The sequence below is a fragment of the Pseudoduganella guangdongensis genome (assembly GCF_009857475.1).
Taxonomy (GTDB): Bacteria; Pseudomonadota; Gammaproteobacteria; order Burkholderiales; family Burkholderiaceae_D; genus Rugamonas; species Rugamonas guangdongensis.
In genome coordinates, this window is record NZ_WWCJ01000004.1 from 155293 (window position 1) to 174239 (window position 18947).

Consider the following 18947-nt stretch of genomic DNA (forward strand, 5'->3'; position numbering starts at 1 on the left):
TTAGCCCCGCAGCGCGTCGGCGCATTCGTGCACCAGGGCAGGACCGGCGTAAATCAGGCCGGAATACAGCTGCACCAGCTGCGCGCCGGCGTCGATCTTGGCCTTGGCGTCCTTGCCCTGCATGATGCCGCCCACGCCGATGATCGGCAGCGCATCGCCCAGCTCCGCCTTCAGGGCACGGATCACCTTGTTCGACAGTTCGAACACCGGCGCGCCCGACAGGCCACCGGCTTCCGCGCCATGCTGCATGCCTTCCACGGCGGTGCGGCTGAGGGTGGTGTTGGTGGCGATCACGCCGTCGATCTTGTGCCGCAGCAGGGCGTCGGCGATGTTCTTCACCTGGTCGCTGTCCATGTCCGGCGCAATTTTCAGGGTCATCGGCACGTAGCGCTTGTGCTGGTCGGCCAGGCGCAGTTGCGCCTCCTTCAGCTGCGACAGCAGGCCGTCCACTTCCGACGCGCCCTGCAGCTGGCGCAGATTCTTGGTGTTGGGCGAAGAGATATTCACCGTCACATAGCTGGCGTAAGGGTAGACCTTCTGCAGGCAGTGCAGGTAGTCGTCGGCCGCGCGCTCAATCGGCGTGTCGGCGTTTTTGCCGATATTCAGGCCCAGCACGCCCTCGCGGTTCTGGTAGAAGCGCGACGACTGCACGTTGGCGACGAAGGCATCCACGCCGCCGTTATTGAAGCCCATGCGGTTGATGATGCCGTGCGCCGCAGGCAGGCGGAACATGCGCGGCTTCGGGTTCCCCGCCTGCGCGCGCGGGGTCACGGTGCCCACCTCGATCGAGCCGAAGCCCAGGTCGGCCAGCGCGTCGATGAAGGCGCCGTCCTTGTCCAGGCCGGCGGCCAGGCCGACCGGATTGCGGAAGGTCAGGCCCATTACGGTGCGCGGATCGTCCTTCGGGCGGCGCACCATGGCGCGCGTCAGGCCCAGGGCCGACAGGCGTTTCAGTGCTGGCAGGGTGAAATGGTGGGCGGATTCCGCGTCCACCGAGAACAGGATGGGGCGGGCGAGGGCGTACAGGAATTTATCGGACATTATTGGGCGGCTTTGGTGTATTTTGTAGCATTTTACACTGCACCACACGGAGAACCTGACGTGATCAAGCCCGGACTAGCCTTGCTGGCCTGCCTCGCCCTGCCTGCCGCCGCAGCCCCTGCCCCTGTCGAAAACCCGCTCGCCGCCGCCATTGCGCGCGACTACCAAGCCAAACTGGCACCGCTGTACGACTACCTGCACGCCAACCCTGAACTCTCCTATATGGAAGTGCAGACGGCCGCGCGCATGGCGTCCGAGCTGCGCGCAGCGGGCTTCGAGGTGACGGAAGGCGTGGGCAAGACCGGCCTGGTGGCCATCCTGCGCAACGGCAAAGGCCCGACCGTGATGGTGCGCGCCGACATGGACGCGCTGCCGGTGGAGGAGAAGTCGGACGCGCCGAACGCCTCCAAGGTCAAGGTGAAGGACATGAACGGCAATATCGTGCCGGTGATGCACGCCTGCGGCCATGACGTGCACATGACCAGCCTGGTCGGCACCGCGCACCAGATGGCGGCGCGCAAGAGCGACTGGAAGGGCACCCTGATGCTGGTCGGCCAACCCGCCGAAGAACGCACCGGCGGCGCGCTGGACATGATGGCCGACGGCATCTTCAAACGATTCGGCAAGCCGGACTACGCCCTGGCCATGCACGTTATTGCCGACGTCGAAGCCGGCAAGATCGAGGTCAGCGAAGCGCCATTCTCCGGCGCCGACTTGCTTGAGATCGTGGTGCACGGCATCGGCACGCACGGCGCCAGCCCGCATATGGGTAAAGATCCGGTGGTGATCGCCTCGCAGATCGTGCTGGCCTTGCAAACTGTCGTCACGCGCGATATCGCCCCGCGCGAAGCGGCCCTGATTACCGTGGGCTCCTTCCATGCCGGCACCAAGGGCAACGTGATCGGCGACAGCGCGCGCCTGGAGCTGACTGTGCGCTCGGAAAGCGACGACGCGCGTGCCAAGCTGCTGGCCGGTATCAAGCGCGTGGCGGAAAACACCGCGCGCGCCGCCGGCATGCCGGAGGATAAACTGCCCGAAATCCGCCATACCGACCGCCCTGTGCCGCCCACCCTGAACGACAAGGCATTGATGCAGCGCCTGCGCGGCGTGTGGTCGTCCAAACTGGGCGAGGGCATTTTCGACAAGGGTTACCAGCGCGGCGGCATGGTGGGCGAGGACTATGCCCACTTCATTTACGGCCAGGGCATCCCGAGCGTCTACTTCGTAATTGGCGGCACGCCGGGCGGGCAGGTGGCCGCAGCGCGCGCCGGCAAGGGCACGATCGCCTACAACCATAGCCCCCTGTTCCGCGTCGATGCGGAGAAGTCGATCCAGACCGGCGTGCTGGCCACGACTACGGCGTTACTGGACCTGATGAAGCGCTAAGTGGACCCCATGCGCCCTTGATGCGCGCTTGCAGGGGCTGGAACTTGATCTTGTAGTTCATCTTCGGGCTTTCCTCGATCCAGTAGCCCAGGTAGACATAATCCAGCCCCAGTTCGTGCGCCTGCGCGATCTGCCACATGACGTTGAAGGTGCCGAAGGAGGCGCCAGGCACGTCCGGGTCGAAAAAGGTGTAGACCGACGACAGCCCGTCCGACAGCACGTCGATAATCGACACCATGCGCAGCGTGCCGTCCGGCTCGCGGAACTCCACCAGGCGCGTATTGACCCGGCTTTGCAGCAGGAATTGCGCGTACTGGTCGCGCGAATCCTGGTCCATGCCGCCGCCCGCGTGGCGCGTGCTCTGGTAGCGCAGGTACAAGTCGTAATGCTCGTCCGAGAACGACAGGCTGGCCACGCCCGCCTCCAGGTGGGCGTGGCGCGCCCAGGCCCGGCGCTGGCCGCGCGTCGGCGCGAACGCCTTCGCCTCCACCCGCACCGGGATGCAGGCCTGGCAGCCATCGCAATATGGACGATAAGTAAAGATGCCGCTGCGGCGGAAGCCGTTCTTCACCAGCTCCGAATACACGTCGGCATTGATCAGGTGGGACGGCGTGGCCACTTGCGAACGGGCTTGCCGTGCGTCGAGATAGCTGCACGGATAAGGCGCCGTTGTATAAAACTGCAACGTGGCGAAGGGGAGGTCGTTAAGCTGCGTCATGCGTCATATCATAACGCGTAGTTGGCCTAGAACGGTGCGGTAGGGCACCAATCGCGTATCTGCGGCATCACAATGTTCTTTTGCAGGTGGGCGATGAAGTCGCGGCGCGCTATAGGGCGCGCGCCCAGCGACGCCAGGTGGCCAGTCTCCTGTTGGCAGTCGATCAGTTGCACGCCATGCTGTCGTAAAAAGTGCACGAGATAGGCCAGGGCCACCTTGGAACCATCGGTCACGCGCGCAAACATCGACTCGCCGTAGAACATGGTGCCGATGGAGACGCCATAAGCGCCGCCCACCAGCTCCCCGTCCAGCCATAACTCGGATGAATGGGCATAGCCCTGGCGGTGCAGGGCCGAGTAGCCGGCGATGATGTCGTCCGAAATCCAGGTGCCCGGGCCGTCGCGCCGCGGGGCGGCACAGGCGCGCATCACCTCTTCAAAGGCGCTGTCGAAGCGGACCTGCCAGCGTGCGCTGTCGCGCGCCACCTTCTTCAGCGTCTTTTTCAGGCTGTCCGACACTTTGAATTCGGCCGTGTGCAGGACCATGCGCGGGTCGGTGCTCCACCACAGGATGGGCTGGCCCTCGGAAAACCAGGGGAAGATGCCGCGTTCATAGGCGGCCAACAGGCGCGCCGGTGACAGGTCGGCGCCGGCGGCCAACAGCCCCGGCGCGTCCGTGGTCAAAGCATGGGAAACGTCGGGAAAGGGGGTGTTGGCGTCGAGCCAGGGAATCATGTGGCGACGGACTGGCGCATCGGCTGGGTGATGTCCAGGGTGTGGAAGCCATAACTGCCGCCTTCGCGCATATTCACGCGGTCGGCAAAGAAGAGTTCCAGCGTGGTGCGGATGGTGGGGAAGGCCAGGTCATCCCATGGGATTTCCGCTTCCGTGAACATTTTGACATCCAGGCTCTCTTCCCCCGGAGCAAAGTCGAGATCGCGCAAGGTCGCCATATAGAACATATGCACCTGGTGCACGCGCGGCACGTTCAATAATGTGAACAGTTTGCCAAGATCGATATTGGCGCCGGCTTCTTCCTCGGTTTCCCGCTGGGCTGCCTCAGCCGTGGTTTCGTTGTTCTCCATGAAACCCGCCGGCAGGGTCCAGAAACCCCGGCGCGGTTCGATGGCGCGCTTGCATAGCAAAACCTGCAACTCGCCGTCGCGTTCCCAGAGCGGCAGCGTGCCGATCACCATCTTGGGATTCTGATAATGGATTGCCGAACAGTTGACGCAAACGTAACGCGGCCGGTTGTCCCCGGCCGGCACCATCAACTCAACAGGGTGGGCGCATTCTGAGCAAAATTTCATGGCATCTACTTTACACCGAATGCGCGTTTCCCGGCATGTGGTGACATACATCGGATCTATCGTCGGGTCGTGGGAGATAAATATTGCCTAAAGCGGCGCGTTGCCCTATAATACTTGCATCAGACGCGGGGTGGAGCAGTCTGGCAGCTCGTCGGGCTCATAACCCGAAGGTCACAGGTTCAAATCCTGTCCCCGCAACCAGAATTCCGAAGAAGGCCGTCATTATGCAGATTGCGAATGACGGTTTTTTTTCGTCCGCGCGTCGGGATTAATGCGGCACCTGAATCTCAGGACTGCCAGCGCGGATTGCGGCGGTATCGCCATGGGCGCTGCGCCAGGAAAAGCTGGGACCGCGCCGCGCACGCCGATAATAAATTGCCGGCTTCCACATGAATATGCCACGGCCACTGCCACTGTAAAGCGCGCGGCGCGACGGGCGTCGTCCATATTGAATTGCGGCGTGCGCACAGTAGAAAGCGGCTTATTTACTTCTTATCTGAGATCGAATTGGGCGGCCAGCATTATTTGCGCCAGCCATTAGCTCGATTAAGCTAATGGCTGGCATAAAAAGTACCGCTTATGCCCCTGCATGCGCCTGGCGCAAGAACTCCAGCAGCTCGTCAGTCATCAAGCGCCCTGAATTCAGTACGGGCTCGTTTTGGTGGGCCTGGCGAAACCGCAGGCGCGCGTCGGGCGCCGTGCCGACCATATCGGTAAATAGCTCGAACCATTTATGCGCCAGCTCCCGCGCTGCTGGCGCGGCAGGCGAAGGATCCGAAGACATTTGCGCACGAATAGCGCCGATTAATTCCGGCCATTCGCGTGCACGGCATTGGAAATGTTTTCGCATGACTGCGATTTCCTGCGGCCGCATATATTTGGCGTAAATCGCCAATTTGGTTTCGCCATTAGCGGCCGCAATATATCCCCGCATTTCCGGCGTAATGCCGGATTGGGCGCGGATGATTTCTTCGCGGGCCCACATATTATCCAGCCGCGCCATGATTTCAGCACTGCCACCGGCATGTTGGGAGAACGTTGTCATCCAGCGCACGGCCAGTTGCTGCACCGCCGGATCGGCCGGGGAGATTCCTGCCGCCATTTTCTCGCCAACTGCCGCCACCAGTTGCGCCCATTCATCACGCGCCGCCGCATCGCGGTAAATGGGCATGTGTTCCAGTTCCTGTTTTGAAAAATATTTGTCGTACACGGTCATTTGCTCCAATGTGGTGAGCCAGGAAGCCAGCTCCGGCTCCTCGCCTGCAAGCAACTGCCCACGCAAGGCCGAGAGCTGCGCGCGCAGCTTGGCAGCCTCGGCAATTTGGTGATCGAGGGAATCGATCTGGCGGGCAATCAGGTCGGGCAGGGAGGCACCAGGCTGGGCCAGGAAATGACCGATATCGGCCAGCGCCATGCCGAAACGGCGCAGCGCCTGCACCTGGTGCAAGCGCGCCACGTCGTCGCGGTTGTATAGACGATAGCCGGCATCGGAACGCCCCGATGGCTTGAGCAAGCCGATGCTGTCGTAATGGTGCAGGGTGCGTACGGTCAGGCCGGAACGGCGCGCCAGTTCACCCACTTTCAACATCATCTTAGCTCCTTGTCATCGTGTACGTTACCGACATGCTGGAGCCTGACGTCAGGTGAGGGTCAAGCGCTTTCGTTGGGGCGGTCGGCAAGGCTGGCCCACAGGTGGGCCGCCGCCATTGTGCGGTGTGGTTGCCATTGCTGCAAGATCTGCTCCGTGCGCGCCATATCCGGCTTGCTATCCTCGCCGAGCAAGCGCTGCAGCGCGGCACGGATCGCCACGTCGCCATGCAGCGAACAGTCGGCGTAGCCGTAGCCGCGCAGCAGGGCATAATTGACGGTCCACGGGCCGATGCCCTTCACCGCCAGCAGGTTTTTGCAGATGGCCGGGATCGGATTATCCGCGCGCTCCTCAATATCCAGCGCCCCATCCGCCACCAGCTGCGCAAAACGGATCAGCGTTTCCGCTTTCGCGCGCGAAAACTTGCGGCTGGTCAGGTCCTCGACTTGCAGGCGCGCCACGTCGGCCGCCTCCGGGTAGCACCAGAGGCCCGTCTTATGCTGGCGCCCACCCTGCAAAATGAAGGTGCGGCGCAGCGCGATCGCGAACGGCAGGTTGATTTGCTGGCCGATGATGGCCCAGGTCAAGGCTTCGAACACCGTTGCCGATTGTACAATCCGCAAGCCCGGCTGGCGCGCCACCAGCGGCCCAAGCAAGGCATCGCCGCGTGCGAAGGCGGCGAAAGGCGCCGGATCAATGCGCAAGCCAAGGATATTGCGCGCCGCCGCTTCGATGCGTCCCGCCAAATCCGGCGGGACGTTGCGCGCGCGCGGCAAATCGATCTCCGCCGTACAGGCGCCAGACGGCAGGGCCGCATCGAGCACCACCGGCACCCCTCCCAGCAGCATGCCTTTGCGGATGGCGGCCGGGCCGACCTGCTCGGCGACGCTTTCCGCATCCCGGCTATGGAAAGCCAGCACATCCTGCACCCGATAGCCGGCCGGCAATTCCAAGGAAAATACGTGCTTCATACCGCTTCGGGCTTGCTTGCCCAAGGCAATTTGGGCTTATACCCAGTCACCAGCATGGTCCCCAGGATCACCGTCGCCGCGCCGGCGAGGGTATGCCAGCCCACCACCTCATGCAGGAACAGCGCCCCCCACAGGATGCCGAACAGAGGGTTCAGGAAAGTCACGGTCAACGCCGACGTCGGTCCCACATCGCGCACCAGGCCGAAGTAGAGCAGGTAGGCAATCCCGCTGCACAGCACCCCCAGCGCTAAAGCCGCGCCCATGATGCCCACGGTCGGCTCGCCCGGCTGCGGGAAAATCGCCAGCGAAGGCAAGGTCAGCAAGGCCGCCGCCCACATGCTGCCATGCGCATTCGCGAATGGCTCAACGCCCTGCGCCGACTTCGCCACCTTGGTATAGGTGGTCGCAATGCTATAGCTGAAAGCCGCCAGGGTCGCCGCCGCGATCGCCAGCAGCGCCCCGTCCTGGCTGCTGACATGGTCAAAGCCCACCAGCATTGCCACGCCCACGGTTCCCAGCCCCAGGCCCAGCAGCACACGCCCGCTGACCATGTGCCGATGCCAGACCGCCCCCACAATGGCGCCCCAGATCGGGGCCGTCGCGTTCAGCACCGACAGGACCGAAGCGGTCAGGGTCTTCGCCGCAAAGGCAAAGAGCAGGAAAGGCAGGGCCGAATTGAAGAAGCCCAGCACCAGGTAATGCCGCCAATGCCGGGCCAGGTCGAGCCGCTTGCGCAGCACCAGCGCCACGATAGCCAGGAACAGCGCCGCGAAGGTCACCCGGTACTCAATCAGCACCCCCGGCCCCAGCACCGGCGCCGCGATCCGCATAAACAAAAACGAGCCGCCCCAAATGGCAGCCAGCAAAACCAACTTCAAAAGATTCGATGTATTCATTTTTTTCCTGCCCGTGGCAAGCGAAGGACCTGACCCCAAGATTGACATCGACGCGACGCTGGGGAAACCCGGTTCTTGCTTTTGAATTCGGGGCTCATCGGGGACAGGCGGGGCTGGCCGGGGTGTCGAGGGCGGTTGCGTGGTTGAGCCGGAGGATTTCGGGGACGCCATTTTTGACGGCGGTCATCTCGGCAAGGATCGATATCGCGATCTCGGGCGGCGTCTTGCTGCCGATGTAAAGGCCGATCGGGCCGTGCAGGCGGGCGATCTGGGCTTCGCTGAGGTCGAACTGCAGCAGCCGTTCGCGCCGCTTGGCGTTGTTGGCGCGCGAGCCGATGGCGCCGACATAGAAGGCGTCCGATTTGAGCGCTTCCATCAGCGCCAGATCGTCCAGCTTGGGGTCGTGCGTAAGCGCGACCACGGCGCTGCGGGTGTCGAGCCGCATTTCCTGCACCAGGTCGTCGGGCATGGCGTGCACCAAGGGCACCTCGGGCAGCGGCCAGCCGGCGCGGTACTCTTCGCGCGGGTCGCAGACGGTGACGTGGTAGTCCATGGCGCTGGCGATTTGCGCCAGCATGCGGGAGAGCTGGCCGGCGCCGATGATCAGCAGGCGCCAGCGCGGGCCGTGCTGGGTGACCAGCAGTTCGCCGCTGCGTTCGAGCACGGCGCCCGGCCGGGCGCGTTCCAGCCTGACTTCGCCGCTGCGCAGGTCGAGGGTGCGCGCCACCAGTTCATGCGCGGCCAGGCGTTGCAGCAGTTCGTCGATGCGGCTGCGCGGGCCGAGCGGTTCCAGGGCCAGTTCGATGGTGCCGCCGCAGGGCAGGCCGAAGCGGTGGGCTTCGTCGGCGCTGATGCCGTAGCTGACCACTTCGGGCAGTCCGCGCACGATGCCTTCCTTGCGCACGCGCTCGATCAGGTCGTCTTCGATGCAGCCGCCGGAGACGGAGCCGATCACGCGCCCGTCGTCGCAAATGGCGAGGGTGGCGCCGACCGGGCGCGGGCTGGAACCCCAGGTCCGGATCACGGTCACCAACTGGCAGCGGTGGCCGGCGGCAAGCCAGGCGGCGCAAGTCTTGAGCACTTCGAGGTCGATGCTGTCCATGCCCGGAACTATAGCAAGGCTCAGCGTTTTTTGCAGACTGCCTTGAGGGCCTTTTCGGCCAGGCTGCCGGGCGGGATCGCTTCGGGGTCGTAGGATTCGTACTTGAAGGTGCCGACCGGTTCGCCCTTGCCCAGCACCTCGGCGTAGAAAGCTTGCGCCAGCAGGGTGCGGGTGGCGCCGTCGCAGGCGTAGCTGTGCTGGGAACGCACGGACAGGTAGGGTTTGCCGTCGGGCGTGCTCTGCGCCTTGCGGTAGCTTTCCATGGTCCAGGCTTTGCGGCTGCCGTCGCTGGCGCGCACACTGCCGCGGTCGAGCAGGAGGGTGTGGTCCGGCTCTTTGGCAAGCGGGGTCCACGGGCCGGCCAGCGCCAGGGTGGGCGCCAGCACCAGCACCGGGACGAGCGCTTTCATGGCAGCAGCGGGCGTTTGGCGGCCTGCTTGGCCTTGATCTCGGCAACGCTGCGGTCCATCGCGGCCAGGCGCGCCGTGACATTCGGGTGGATCGCGGTGTAGCCGTTCAGCACCGTGGCCGGGTATTGGCCGGACAGGCGTTGCCAGAACGCGCGCGCATTGCTGATGTTGTAGCCGGCGCGCGCCAGCATGTAGAGGGCGAGGTTGTCGGCCGCCACGTCGTAGTCGGCCGGCATCGGGCGCACGCCGGCGCTGCCGACCAGCATGGTCAGGTCGGGGCGGATCGAGGCCAGGTTGTCGATGATGCTGGAGACGGTGGCGGTGCTGCGCGTCTGGCCGGCGTGGCCGAGCACATTGTGCGCCAGCTCTTTGGCCATGACGTAGGCGATCGCCTCGTCGTTCTGGGCGAAGTTGATCATGCCGCGCGTGAGCAGCACGCGGCTGCCGTCGCTGTAGGCGTTGACGTTGTCGGAATTGCCCAGGTCGACGCGGAAGGCGCAGGCACGCGTGACCGGCACGTTCAGCGTTTCCTTGTTGCCGTTGCGGGCGATGGTCATGCTCAGGTTGGCGCTGCCGGCGGCCAGCGGGGCGAACACGGCGGCGGCCTTGCTTTCGGCGTCGCGTCCTTTCGGCAGCGCTTTGCCGCCGGCGGCCACCAGGTCGTCGCCCTTGCGCAGGCCGGCCTTGGCGGCGCCGCTGCCGGCCAGCACGCCGGACACTTGCAGCACGTCGTCGTAGCCCAGCACGGCGGTCGAGGCGTCGGCGTATTCGCCGGGGTAGGAATACTTGTTCTTGGCGGTGAAGCCGAGCAGGTTGCGCGCCTGCGATTTGCACAGGTCGGCGTTATTGATCAGCAGCGGCGCCGCCACGCGGTACAGGCGGTCCTGCAGGCTGGCGATCACCTTCAGGTTGTCGCGCGCGGCCTGCATTTGCGGCGTCACCACCGCTGCCGGCGGCGGCAGCGGTTGCGGCGGCGGGGCCGGGGTTTCCGGCGCGCTGGTGGTGCCGGGCTGGAACGTGGAACAGGCAGAGAGCAGCAGCGCGCCCGCGAACACCGGCCAGCTAGCGTTGAGGGAACGATTTTTTTGCTCTACTGCCATAACAATTTCCTTAGTTCTTGCCAGTGCTGCCGAAACCGCCGGCGCCGCGGTCGCTGGCTTCGAAGTCGTCGACCACATTGAAACCAACCTGCATCACGGGCACGATGATCAATTGCGCCAGACGCTCCATTGGGTTGAGCGTAAACGTGCTTGAGCCCCGGTTCCAGGTAGACACCATCAATTGCCCCTGGTAATCGGAGTCGATCAAGCCTACCAGATTCCCCAAAACAATGCCGTTCTTATGGCCCATGCCGGAGCGCGGCAGGATCATGGCGGCGTAGCCGGGGTCGCCAATATGGATCGCCAGGCCGGTCGGCACCAGCACGGTCTGGCCCGGTTCGATGGTGAGCGGGGCGTCGACGCAGGCGCGCAGGTCGAGGCCGGCGCTGCCCGGGGTGGCGTAGGCCGGCATCTGGTCTTTCATGCGCGGGTCGAGGATTTTAACGTCTACAGTTTTCATTGGAAGAGCGAGTTCTTGTCGATGCGTTTGGCGATTTCGGAGATCAGTTGGCGTGCCAGCGTGAGCTTGTCGGCGCGCGGCAGGATGGTGTGCCCGTGTTCGTCAAACAAAATAATGGTGTTGTCGTCCTGGCCGAAGGTGTTGTGGCCGATATTGCCGACCAGGAGGGGAATGCCCTTGCGTTCGCGCTTGCTGGCGCCGTATTCGATCAGGTTCTCCGATTCGGCGGCGAAGCCGACGCAGTAGGGCCAGCCGGCCAGGCTGGTGCGGGTGGCGACGCTGGCCAGGATGTCGGGGTTCTGTTCGAATTTGAGTTCGGGCACGCTGCCGTCGCCGGTCTTCTTGACCTTTTGCTCGCTCGGGTTGACCACCTTCCAGTCGGCCACAGCGGCCACGGAGATGAACACGTGCTGGCCGCCGATATGGTCCATCACGGCGTCGAACATTTGCTGGGCGCTCTTGACGTTCTGGCGCGCGACGCCGAACGGGGTGGCCAGCGCGGTCGGGCCGGAGATCAGGGTGACGTCGGCGCCGGCTTCACGCGCGGCGCGCGCCACGGCATAGCCCATCTTGCCGGAGGAAAGATTGGTGATGCCGCGCACCGGGTCGATGGCTTCGAAGGTCGGGCCGGCGGTGATGAGGATGCGTTTGCCGGCCAGGACCTTCGGCTGGAAGGCGGCGATCATCTCGGCCAGCAGCTGTTCCGGTTCCAGCATGCGGCCCAGGCCCACTTCGCCGCACGCCTGGTCGCCGGCGGCCGGGCCGAAGACGGTGATGCCGTCCTGGCGCACCTGGTCCACGTTGCGCTGGGTGGCCGGATTGGACCACATCTCCACATTCATGGCCGGGGCGATCAGCAGCGGCACATGGCGCGGGCGGGCCAGGCACATGGTCGAGAGCAGGTCGTCGCATACGCCGTGCGCCAGCTTGACAATGAAGTCGGCGGAGCAGGGCGCGACCAGGATGGCGTCGGCGTCGCGCGTGACATCAATATGCGCCATATTGTTGTTCACGCGCGGGTCCCACTGGCTGCTGAACACTGGCTTGCCGGACAGGGCCTGCATCGTCACCGCGGTGATGAAGTGGGTGGCGGCGTCGGTCATCACGACTTGTACCGAGGCCCCTTCCTTGGTCAGCGCGCGGCACAGTTCAGCGGCCTTGTAGCACGCCACGCCGCCGGACAGGCCGAGCACGATTTTTTTGCCAGTCAGTTCCATAGTGCTGCTCCTACTTGTTCACGCGGCGCAGTTCGTCCAGCACGAACAGGGCGGCGCCGATGCAGATGGCGGTGTCGGCCAGGTTGAAGGCCGGGAAGCTGGTGCCGCGCCAGTGGAAGTCGAGGAAGTCGACGACTTTGCCGTGCACCAGGCGGTCGATCACGTTGCCGACGGCGCCGCCCAGGATCAGCGCGAGGGCCCAGCAGAACAGGCGCTGGCCGCTGTGGCGTTTGAGCAGGTAGACGATGTACAGCGCGGCGCCAATGCCGATGGCGGTGAAGAAGTGGCGCTGCCAGCCGCCTTCGTTGGCGAGGAAGCTGAACGCGGCGCCGGGATTGTAGACCAGCACCAGGTTGAACCATTCAGTGACCGGCATGACTTCGCGGTGGTGGAACAGCTTGAGGATGGTGATCTTGGTCAGCTGGTCGAGCAGGATGACGATGAAGGCAATGCCCAGCCATGGGGTCATGCTGCCGCTGCTGGAGTTGCTGCTGAAGGTTTTCTTTTTGGTGGCCATGTTTTGCTTTGTCTGTGTGCTTGCCCGAACCGGGAAGCGGGAAGCCGGGGGGCCGGCCCTGCGGCCGGACCCCGGTGTCCCGGTTTAGGGTTTTAAGCGAACTTGCGCGCCTCGCCCGCCCCGAACAGGTTCGCGTGGCAGCGGCCGCACAGCCCCGGGTGGTCGGCGTGCGCGCCAACATCGGCGCGGTAGTGCCAGCAGCGCTCGCACTTCGGCGCCGCGGAAGCGGCCACGTTCACCGCTTCGTCGGCTTCCGCCGCCACTTCCACGGCCTTGGCCAGGGAGGTGATGAAGATGAACTTCAGGTCGTCGTCCAGCGACGCCAGCGCCTTGAACTTGTCGCCGGCCGCCTTGATTTCCAGTTCCGCCTGCAGCGAGGAGCCGATGGCGCCGGAGCCGCGCAGTTCTTCCAGCTGCTTGGTGACATCGGCGCGCACGGCGATGATGGTGGCGTACTTGGCCAGCAGGGCATCGGCGTCGTCCAGTTGCGGCAGCTGCCACCAGGTCTGGGTGAAGATGGTCTCGTCGCTGGCCTTCAAGGTCTCGTCGCCGGCGAAGAAGCCCCACGCCTCTTCGGCGGTGAAGCACAGCACGGGCGACATCAGGCGCAGCAGCGACTGGGTGATGTGCCACAGCGCGGTCTGCGCCGAGCGGCGCGCCTTGGAATCGACGGCGCTGGTGTACAGGCGGTCCTTCAGGATGTCCAGGTAGAAGCCGCCCAGGTCCTCGGAGCAGAAGTTCTGCAGCTTGGACACCACCGGGTGGAACTCGTAGCGCTCGTAGTGGGCGCTCAGGTCGGCCTGCAGCTTGGCCATATTGGCCAGCGCGTAGCGGTCGATTTCCAGCAGCTCGGCGACCGGCACGGCGTGCGCCTTGTGGTCGAAGTCCGAGGTGTTGGCCAGCAGGAAGCGCAGGGTGTTGCGGATGCGGCGGTAGGACTCGGTCACGCGCTTCAGGATCTCGTCGGAGATCGACAGCTCGGAAGTGTAGTCGGTGGCGGCCACCCACAGGCGCAGGATGTCGGCGCCCAGGGTGTCGGACACCTTTTGCGGCGCGACCGTGTTGCCGATCGACTTGGACATCTTCTTGCCTTCGCCGTCGACCACGAAGCCGTGGGTCAGCAGCTGCTTGTACGGCGGACGGCCGTTCAGCATGGAGGAGGTCAGCAGCGAGGAGTGGAACCAGCCGCGGTGCTGGTCCGAGCCTTCCAGGTACAGGTCGGCCGGGAAGTGCGACTGCTCCGGGTGCGAGCCGCGCAGCACGGTCTGGTGCGTGCAGCCGGAGTCGAACCACACGTCCAGCGTGTCCTTGTTCTTCTCGTAATGGGCCGCGTCCTCGCCCAGCAGGGTGGCGGCGTCCAGCGCGTGCCAGGCGTCGATGCCGCCTTGCTCGATCAGCTTGGACACCTGCTCCAGCAGTTCCGCGGTGCGCGGGTGCAGTTCGCCGGTTTCCTTGTGGATGAAGACGGCCATCGGCACGCCCCACTGGCGCTGGCGCGACAGGGTCCAGTCCGGACGGTTGGCGATCATGCCGTGCAGGCGCGCTTTGCCCCAGTCAGGGAAGAATTCGGTCGCTTCAATGCCTTCCAGCGCGGTTTCGCGCAGGGTGGAGCCGCCGTCCAGCGGCTGGATGTCCATGCCGGCGAACCATTGCGAGGTGGCGCGGTAGACGATCGGGGTCTTGTGGCGCCAGCAGTGCATGTAGCTGTGGTCGAACATCTTCAGTTCGAACAGGGCGCCCGCTTCGCGCAGCGCTTCGCAGATCGGTTTGGAGGCTTCCCAGATGCCCAGGCCGCCGAACAGCGGCAGGGAAGGGATGTATTTGCCGTCGCCCATGACAGGCTTCAGGATCTCGTCGTCCTTCATGCCGTGCGCTTTGCAGGACACGAAGTCGTCCTGGCCGTAGGCCGGGGCCGAGTGCACCACGCCGGTGCCGCTTTCGGTGGTCACGTAGTCGGCGATGTAGACCGGCGACAGGCGGTCGTAGAAGGCGTCGCGCGCGTGCAGCGGGTGCTTGAAGGCGATGCCGGCCAGCTTGGCGCCGCTGGCGGTGGCGATGATGCTGCCTTCCAGCTTGTAGCGTTCCAGGCAGGAGGCCACCAGGTCCTTGGCCAGGATCAGCAGCAGCGGCTTGCCATCGCGCGCGGTCTGCACCAGCGCGTATTCCACCTCGTGGTGCATGTTCAGGGCCTGGTTGGACGGGATGGTCCAGGGGGTGGTGGTCCAGATCACCACGAAGCCGTCGCCGGCCGGCAGGGCCGGCAGGCCGAAGGCGGCGGCCAGCTTGTCGTGCTCATGGAAGGCGAAGCCGACGTCGATCGCCGGGTCGCGCTTGTTCTGGTATTCCACTTCCGCTTCGGCCAGCGCGGAGCCGCAGTCGAAGCACCAGTTGACCGGCTTCAGGCCGCGGTAGACATAGCCTTTTTCCAGCAGCTTGCCGAGGGCGCGCAGCTCGTCGGCTTCGTTGCGGTAGTTCATGGTCAGGTAAGGGTTGTCCCACTCGCCCAGCACGCCCAGGCGGATGAAGTCCTTCTTCTGGCGCTCGACCTGCTCGTGCGCGTAGGCGCGCGCTTTCGACAGCACCTCGGCGGTCGGCAGGTTCTTGCCGTGCAGTTTCTCGATCTGGATCTCGATCGGCATGCCGTGGCAGTCCCAGCCCGGCACGTAAGGCGCGTCGAAGCCGGCCATGGTGCGCGACTTGACCACGATGTCCTTCAGGATCTTGTTGACGGCGTGGCCGATGTGGATGTCGCCGTTGGCGTAGGGCGGGCCGTCATGCAGCACGAATTTCGGGCGGCCGGCGGCGGCCTTGCGCACGCGCTCGTAGATCTTCTTGTCCTGCCATTGCTTGACCCAGCCCGGTTCGCGCTTGGCCAGGTCGCCGCGCATCGGGAATGGGGTTTCGGTCATATTGACCGGGTATTTGCTCTCTTGCTTCTTGGGTTTGTTGTCGGACATGGTAAATAGCTTTTTAGTTCGTGTTTCGGTGGGCGAAGAAGGCGCGCGCTTGGTCGGCGTCGCGCTCGATGGCTTTGACCAGGGTAGGCAGGTCAATGAACTTTTCTTCGTCCCGTATCTTTTGCAGGAATTCGACGCGCACCACCTTGCCGTAGCAGTGCTGGGCGAAGTCGAAAATATGCACTTCCAGCAGTACGCGGCCGGCATCCTCCACCGTCGGGCGCACGCCCAGGCTGGCCACGGCCGGCAGCGGCTGCGGGCCCAGGCCGTGCACCTGCACGATGAAGATGCCCCACAGGGCAGGGCGGTGCGGCACTTTCAGGTTCAGGGTGGGGAAACCGATGTCGCGCCCCAGCTTGGCGCCGTGGATCACGTGGCCGGAAATCGCGTAGGGATGGCCCAGCAGCGCCTGCGCCTGCGCAAAATCGCCTTGCGCCAGCGCGGCGCGCACGGCGGAGGAGGAGATGCGCGTCTCGCCGTTGCGCACGGTGGGCAGCACTTCCACTTCAAAGCCGTATTGCCGGCCCGCTGCCATCAGCATGGCGACATTGCCGGCGCGCTTGGCGCCGTAGCAGAAATCGTCGCCCACCATCAGCCATTTCACGTGCAGGCCCTCGACCAGCACCTGCTCCACAAAGGATTGCGGCGACTGGCCGGCGAATTGCTCGGAGAAGTGCTCGACGATCACCCGGTCGACGCCATTGGCTTCCAGCGCCTGCAGCTTGTCGCGCAGGTTGGCGATGCGCGGCGGCGCTTTCGACAGGTCACCCAGCTTGCGGGCGAAGAATTCGCGCGGGTGCGGCTCGAAGGTCATCACGGCCGATTCCAGGCCCAGGCGATCGGCGGCGCCGCGCACGCGCGCCAGCAACGCCTGGTGGCCGCGGTGGATACCGTCGAAGTTGCCGATCGTCAAGGCGCAGGGCGCGCGCGCCGCTGCGTTGGGTAGTCCGCGAAATACCTTCATGCTTCAGTTGTTTGGCGTAAATACTTGATTATACGTGGTGAAAGTAAAAAAGCGCTGCCTGCGGGTGCAGGCAGCGCTTTTTCTGGCTCAGCCCGACCGGATCAGATCGGGTGATTAATCAGCATGGACCAGTAACGGGCCAGTTCCGGCTCGCCAGCGGTACCCTTGACGGTCTTCAGGGTGCTCAGGGCGGCGGCTTTCTTGCCGGCGTTGTACTGGGCGATACCGTAGTGCAGCTTGACTTCTTCCGGACGGCGCGCGGAGCCGAGCTTGATCGCTTCCTCGATCAGCTTCAGGCCTGCCTCGCCTTTGCCTTCGGATACCAGGGCGAAGCCCAGGTTGGCCAGGCCGTCAGCGTCTTTTTCCTTACGGAAGTTCGCTTCCTGGGCGGCAGCGTTCTTCTGCAGGTCGGCCTGGGTCTTCAGGGCCAGGTCTTTCAGGCGCTGGTGGCGGCCGGCGTCGGCGCCGGTGCCCAGGGCACCTTTCTTGTAGCCTTCTTCCACGATCTTCAGGGCTTCGGCCGGGTTGCCGGCTTGCAGGGCCAGCTGGCCCATTTCCATGAATTCGGCCGGCTTGGCGATCTGCTTCAGGGCCAGTTTCAGGCGCAGCACGTCCAGGTTCAGGGAACCGGAGAAGCCCGGCTTGCCGACCACGCGGTTCAGCAGGTCAGCCCAGTAGGACGCCTTCGGGTAGGACGCCGCCAGCTTTTCCAGGGTTTGCACGTAGCCGGCCTTGTCGTTCTGCTTCAGCTGGATATTGGCCAGCATTTGCAGGTTGCCTTCCGACTTGGCGCCGCCCGCTTGCAGTTCCTTGGCCGCTTCGGCCAGCTTGCCGCTCTGGTAGTAGGTCTGGATCAGCTGTTCGCGCATCTGGCTGTTGCCCGGATTGTCCTTCAGGACTTTCTGGATGTAGGTGATGGCTTTGGGATAGTCGCGGGCGCGCAGGTAGATGCTGGCCAGCGCTTCGGTGATTTTCGACTGCTGGTTGGCGTTCAGCTTGCCGGAAGCCAGGACGGACTCGAAAGCGCGCGCGGCGGTCTCATTCTCGCCGGCAGCAGCAGCGATGGAGCCGCGCGTGTATTCCAGCTGGAATTTTTCCAGTTCAGATTTATTGCCGACGGCGTCTGCTTCTTTCAGTTTCGCCAGGGCTTCCTTGTTCTTGCCGGAAGCGGCCAGTTTCTGTGCTTCTTGCAGTGGCTTACCGACTTCGGCGCGGACGGATTGTGCGTAGGCGACGGACGACAGGCCCACCATCGGGGCGGCTGCAGTGAAACCGATTGCGGCCATTACCAGGCCGAGATGTGCGAGACGAAACTTGGACATGGGGTGATTTTCTTTCTTCAAAATGCGAAATAGGCAGGATAACCTGCCTATTTGGGAAAATAAAGGGTGTTCTGACCCAATTATTTACTGGAACTGCTCGTTACCGACCAGACCGATCTTGGTGACGCCGAGACGCTGGGCCGAAGCCATTACGCCAGCCACCACGCTGTAGTTCACCAGCTTGTTGGGACGCAGGTGGACTTCAGGCTGGTCAGCCTGGGCCGCTACGTTCATCAGCTTGGCTTCCAGGGCGCTGCGGTCAGGAACGACCACGTTGTCCCACAGGATGGTGCCGTCAAAGTCCACGTCGATGGTCACTACCACAGGTTCCTTGGTTGGCGGTGGCGGGGTGCCGACCGGCATGTTCAGGTTAACCGAGTGGTTAGCTTTAGGAATGGTAATGATCAGCAGAATGATCAGAACGAGCATGACGTCGATCATCGGCGTCATGTTCATTTCCATCATCGGTTCCGCTTCGCCGCCGGAACTGCCTACGCTCATACTCATGAATTGTTTCCTTTTCAGAAGGCCGCCCCTGGTTGCCCGGGGGCGGCTTGTTCTTACATCTTATCAGGTGGTTCGGTGATGAAACCGACCTTCTGGATGCCAGCGCGCTGGGTGGTGTAGATCACACGGCCAATCGATTCATATTTCGCGTCTTTATCGCCGCGCACATGAACTTCAGGCTGAGGCACCTTCACAGCTTCCTCTTTCAGAAAATCGAACAGCTCATTCGTGTCGCGCATTTTCTTCTGGTTCCAGTAGATGTCGCCATCCTTGTTAACAACGATGTTGACGTTCTCTGGCTTGGTCTGGATAGCCTGGTTGATCTCGGCTGGCAGGGTAATCTTCTGCAGCTTCAGAACGACCGGGCTCGTGATCAGGAAGATGATCAGCAGAACCAGCATGATGTCCACGAGCGGAGTCGTGTTGATCTCACTGTTAAGCTGCTCTTCTCCGCCCTCGGAGCCTACGGACATCGACATGGT

Annotated in this window: 19 protein-coding genes and 1 tRNA gene; 2 read left to right on the top strand and 18 right to left on the bottom strand. The window is 63.8% G+C overall.

Annotated elements, in window-relative coordinates; all coding sequences use genetic code 11:
- On the bottom strand, window positions 1–1041 hold the full coding sequence (locus GTP41_RS06765; RefSeq protein WP_161024808.1) for a quinone-dependent dihydroorotate dehydrogenase: 1041 nt from the start codon (window positions 1039–1041) through the stop codon (window positions 1–3).
- 60 nt (window positions 1042–1101) lie between these two features.
- On the opposite strand from GTP41_RS06765, the gene GTP41_RS06770 reads away from it, so the two are divergent.
- Window positions 1102–2427, top strand: coding sequence for an amidohydrolase (locus GTP41_RS06770; RefSeq protein ID WP_371867291.1), 1326 nt, complete (start codon window positions 1102–1104; stop codon window positions 2425–2427).
- Here GTP41_RS06770 and GTP41_RS06775 read toward each other — a convergent pair.
- Genes GTP41_RS06775 through GTP41_RS06785 form a run of 3 tightly spaced genes read right to left on the bottom strand, consistent with a single transcriptional unit; the run spans window position 2396 to window position 4454 of the window.
- Complete coding sequence (locus GTP41_RS06775) at window positions 2396–3145, bottom strand: arginyltransferase (RefSeq protein ID WP_161024810.1); 750 nt, start codon at window positions 3143–3145, stop codon at window positions 2396–2398. The two genes, GTP41_RS06770 and GTP41_RS06775, sit on opposite strands and share 32 nt — an antisense overlap.
- A 26-nt stretch (window positions 3146–3171) precedes the next feature.
- Window positions 3172–3879 carry a leucyl/phenylalanyl-tRNA--protein transferase gene (aat, locus tag GTP41_RS06780; protein ID WP_161024811.1) on the bottom strand — a complete coding sequence of 236 codons (708 nt, stop codon included), beginning with the start codon at window positions 3877–3879 and terminating at the stop codon, window positions 3172–3174.
- Window positions 3876–4454 carry an NUDIX hydrolase gene (locus GTP41_RS06785; protein WP_161024812.1) on the bottom strand — a complete coding sequence of 193 codons (579 nt, stop codon included), beginning with the start codon at window positions 4452–4454 and terminating at the stop codon, window positions 3876–3878. The genes aat and GTP41_RS06785 overlap by 4 nt, the downstream gene beginning before the upstream one ends.
- Before the next feature lie 124 nt (window positions 4455–4578).
- Here GTP41_RS06785 and GTP41_RS06790 point away from each other — a divergent pair.
- Window positions 4579–4655: transfer RNA gene (locus GTP41_RS06790), tRNA-Met, on the top strand.
- Window positions 4656–5031: 376 nt separating this feature from the next.
- On the opposite strand, the gene GTP41_RS06795 is transcribed toward GTP41_RS06790, so the two are convergent.
- From GTP41_RS06795 to GTP41_RS06860, 14 genes are all read right to left on the bottom strand, one after another.
- Window positions 5032–6045: a MerR family transcriptional regulator gene (locus GTP41_RS06795; RefSeq protein WP_161024813.1), complete on the bottom strand. Its 1014-nt coding sequence runs from the start codon at window positions 6043–6045 to the stop codon at window positions 5032–5034.
- Window positions 6046–6104: 59 nt separating this feature from the next.
- Window positions 6105–7013 (bottom strand): DNA-3-methyladenine glycosylase 2, encoded by a 909-nt coding sequence (locus tag GTP41_RS06800; RefSeq protein WP_161024814.1) that lies wholly within the window; start codon window positions 7011–7013, stop codon window positions 6105–6107.
- Window positions 7010–7909, bottom strand: a complete 900-nt coding sequence (locus GTP41_RS06805; protein WP_161024815.1) for a DMT family transporter — start codon at window positions 7907–7909, stop codon at window positions 7010–7012. The genes GTP41_RS06800 and GTP41_RS06805 overlap by 4 nt, the downstream gene beginning before the upstream one ends.
- A gap of 94 nt (window positions 7910–8003) precedes the next feature.
- Complete coding sequence (locus tag GTP41_RS06810; RefSeq protein WP_161024816.1) at window positions 8004–9011, bottom strand: XdhC family protein; 1008 nt, start codon at window positions 9009–9011, stop codon at window positions 8004–8006.
- A gap of 20 nt (window positions 9012–9031) precedes the next feature.
- Entirely contained in the window at window positions 9032–9421 is a 390-nt protein-coding gene (locus GTP41_RS06815; protein WP_161024817.1) for a surface-adhesin E family protein, read from the bottom strand.
- The gene (locus GTP41_RS06820; protein ID WP_161024818.1) at window positions 9418–10521 is read right to left on the bottom strand and encodes a M48 family metallopeptidase; all 1104 of its coding nucleotides are present in this window, start codon (window positions 10519–10521) and stop codon (window positions 9418–9420) included. The genes GTP41_RS06815 and GTP41_RS06820 overlap by 4 nt, the downstream gene beginning before the upstream one ends.
- Window positions 10522–10531: 10 nt before the next feature.
- Window positions 10532–10981, bottom strand: coding sequence for a dUTP diphosphatase (gene dut, locus GTP41_RS06825; RefSeq protein WP_161024819.1), 450 nt, complete (start codon window positions 10979–10981; stop codon window positions 10532–10534).
- The gene (coaBC, locus tag GTP41_RS06830) at window positions 10978–12198 is read right to left on the bottom strand and encodes a bifunctional phosphopantothenoylcysteine decarboxylase/phosphopantothenate--cysteine ligase CoaBC (RefSeq protein WP_161024820.1); all 1221 of its coding nucleotides are present in this window, start codon (window positions 12196–12198) and stop codon (window positions 10978–10980) included. Before coaBC ends, dut begins: the two co-directional genes overlap by 4 nt.
- 10 nt (window positions 12199–12208) lie before the next feature.
- The gene (gene lspA / locus GTP41_RS06835) at window positions 12209–12715 is read right to left on the bottom strand and encodes a signal peptidase II (protein WP_161024821.1); all 507 of its coding nucleotides are present in this window, start codon (window positions 12713–12715) and stop codon (window positions 12209–12211) included.
- Between the two features lie 92 nt (window positions 12716–12807).
- Window positions 12808–15672, bottom strand: coding sequence for an isoleucine--tRNA ligase (gene ileS, locus GTP41_RS06840; RefSeq protein WP_161024822.1), 2865 nt, complete (start codon window positions 15670–15672; stop codon window positions 12808–12810).
- Window positions 15673–15685: 13 nt separating this feature from the next.
- Entirely contained in the window at window positions 15686–16636 is a 951-nt protein-coding gene (locus GTP41_RS06845) for a bifunctional riboflavin kinase/FAD synthetase (protein ID WP_161024823.1), read from the bottom strand.
- Between the two features lie 101 nt (window positions 16637–16737).
- Window positions 16738–17958, bottom strand: coding sequence for a tetratricopeptide repeat protein (locus GTP41_RS06850; RefSeq protein WP_229502771.1), 1221 nt, complete (start codon window positions 17956–17958; stop codon window positions 16738–16740).
- A gap of 84 nt (window positions 17959–18042) precedes the next feature.
- On the bottom strand, window positions 18043–18465 hold the full coding sequence (locus GTP41_RS06855) for an ExbD/TolR family protein (RefSeq protein WP_202419649.1): 423 nt from the start codon (window positions 18463–18465) through the stop codon (window positions 18043–18045).
- A gap of 53 nt (window positions 18466–18518) precedes the next feature.
- Window positions 18519–18944 carry an ExbD/TolR family protein gene (locus GTP41_RS06860; RefSeq protein ID WP_161024824.1) on the bottom strand — a complete coding sequence of 142 codons (426 nt, stop codon included), beginning with the start codon at window positions 18942–18944 and terminating at the stop codon, window positions 18519–18521.
- Window positions 18945–18947 lie beyond the last annotated feature (3 nt).

Excerpts from the sequence above, each read along its gene's own strand:
- GTP41_RS06815 (WP_161024817.1), bottom strand. The coding sequence starts at position 9,421 with ATGAAAGCGCTCGTCCCGGTGCTGGTGCTGGCGCCCACCCTGGCGCTG.
- lspA (WP_161024821.1), bottom strand. The coding sequence starts at position 12,715 with ATGGCCACCAAAAAGAAAACCTTCAGCAGCAACTCCAGCAGCGGCAGC.
- coaBC (WP_161024820.1), bottom strand. The coding sequence starts at position 12,198 with ATGGAACTGACTGGCAAAAAAATCGTGCTCGGCCTGTCCGGCGGCGTG.
- GTP41_RS06765 (WP_161024808.1), bottom strand. The coding sequence starts at position 1,041 with ATGTCCGATAAATTCCTGTACGCCCTCGCCCGCCCCATCCTGTTCTCG.
- GTP41_RS06775 (WP_161024810.1), bottom strand. The coding sequence starts at position 3,145 with ATGACGCAGCTTAACGACCTCCCCTTCGCCACGTTGCAGTTTTATACA.
- GTP41_RS06855 (WP_202419649.1), bottom strand. The coding sequence starts at position 18,465 with ATGAGTATGAGCGTAGGCAGTTCCGGCGGCGAAGCGGAACCGATGATG.
- dut (WP_161024819.1), bottom strand. The coding sequence starts at position 10,981 with ATGAAAACTGTAGACGTTAAAATCCTCGACCCGCGCATGAAAGACCAG.
- GTP41_RS06795 (WP_161024813.1), bottom strand. The coding sequence starts at position 6,045 with ATGATGTTGAAAGTGGGTGAACTGGCGCGCCGTTCCGGCCTGACCGTA.
- GTP41_RS06800 (WP_161024814.1), bottom strand. The coding sequence starts at position 7,013 with ATGAAGCACGTATTTTCCTTGGAATTGCCGGCCGGCTATCGGGTGCAG.
- GTP41_RS06810 (WP_161024816.1), bottom strand. The coding sequence starts at position 9,011 with ATGGACAGCATCGACCTCGAAGTGCTCAAGACTTGCGCCGCCTGGCTT.
- GTP41_RS06845 (WP_161024823.1), bottom strand. The coding sequence starts at position 16,636 with ATGAAGGTATTTCGCGGACTACCCAACGCAGCGGCGCGCGCGCCCTGC.
- ileS (WP_161024822.1), bottom strand. The coding sequence starts at position 15,672 with ATGTCCGACAACAAACCCAAGAAGCAAGAGAGCAAATACCCGGTCAAT.
- GTP41_RS06850 (WP_229502771.1), bottom strand. The coding sequence starts at position 17,958 with ATGTCCAAGTTTCGTCTCGCACATCTCGGCCTGGTAATGGCCGCAATC.
- GTP41_RS06860 (WP_161024824.1), bottom strand. The coding sequence starts at position 18,944 with ATGTCGATGTCCGTAGGCTCCGAGGGCGGAGAAGAGCAGCTTAACAGT.
- GTP41_RS06820 (WP_161024818.1), bottom strand. The coding sequence starts at position 10,521 with ATGGCAGTAGAGCAAAAAAATCGTTCCCTCAACGCTAGCTGGCCGGTG.
- GTP41_RS06785 (WP_161024812.1), bottom strand. The coding sequence starts at position 4,454 with ATGAAATTTTGCTCAGAATGCGCCCACCCTGTTGAGTTGATGGTGCCG.
- aat (WP_161024811.1), bottom strand. The coding sequence starts at position 3,879 with ATGATTCCCTGGCTCGACGCCAACACCCCCTTTCCCGACGTTTCCCAT.
- GTP41_RS06805 (WP_161024815.1), bottom strand. The coding sequence starts at position 7,909 with ATGAATACATCGAATCTTTTGAAGTTGGTTTTGCTGGCTGCCATTTGG.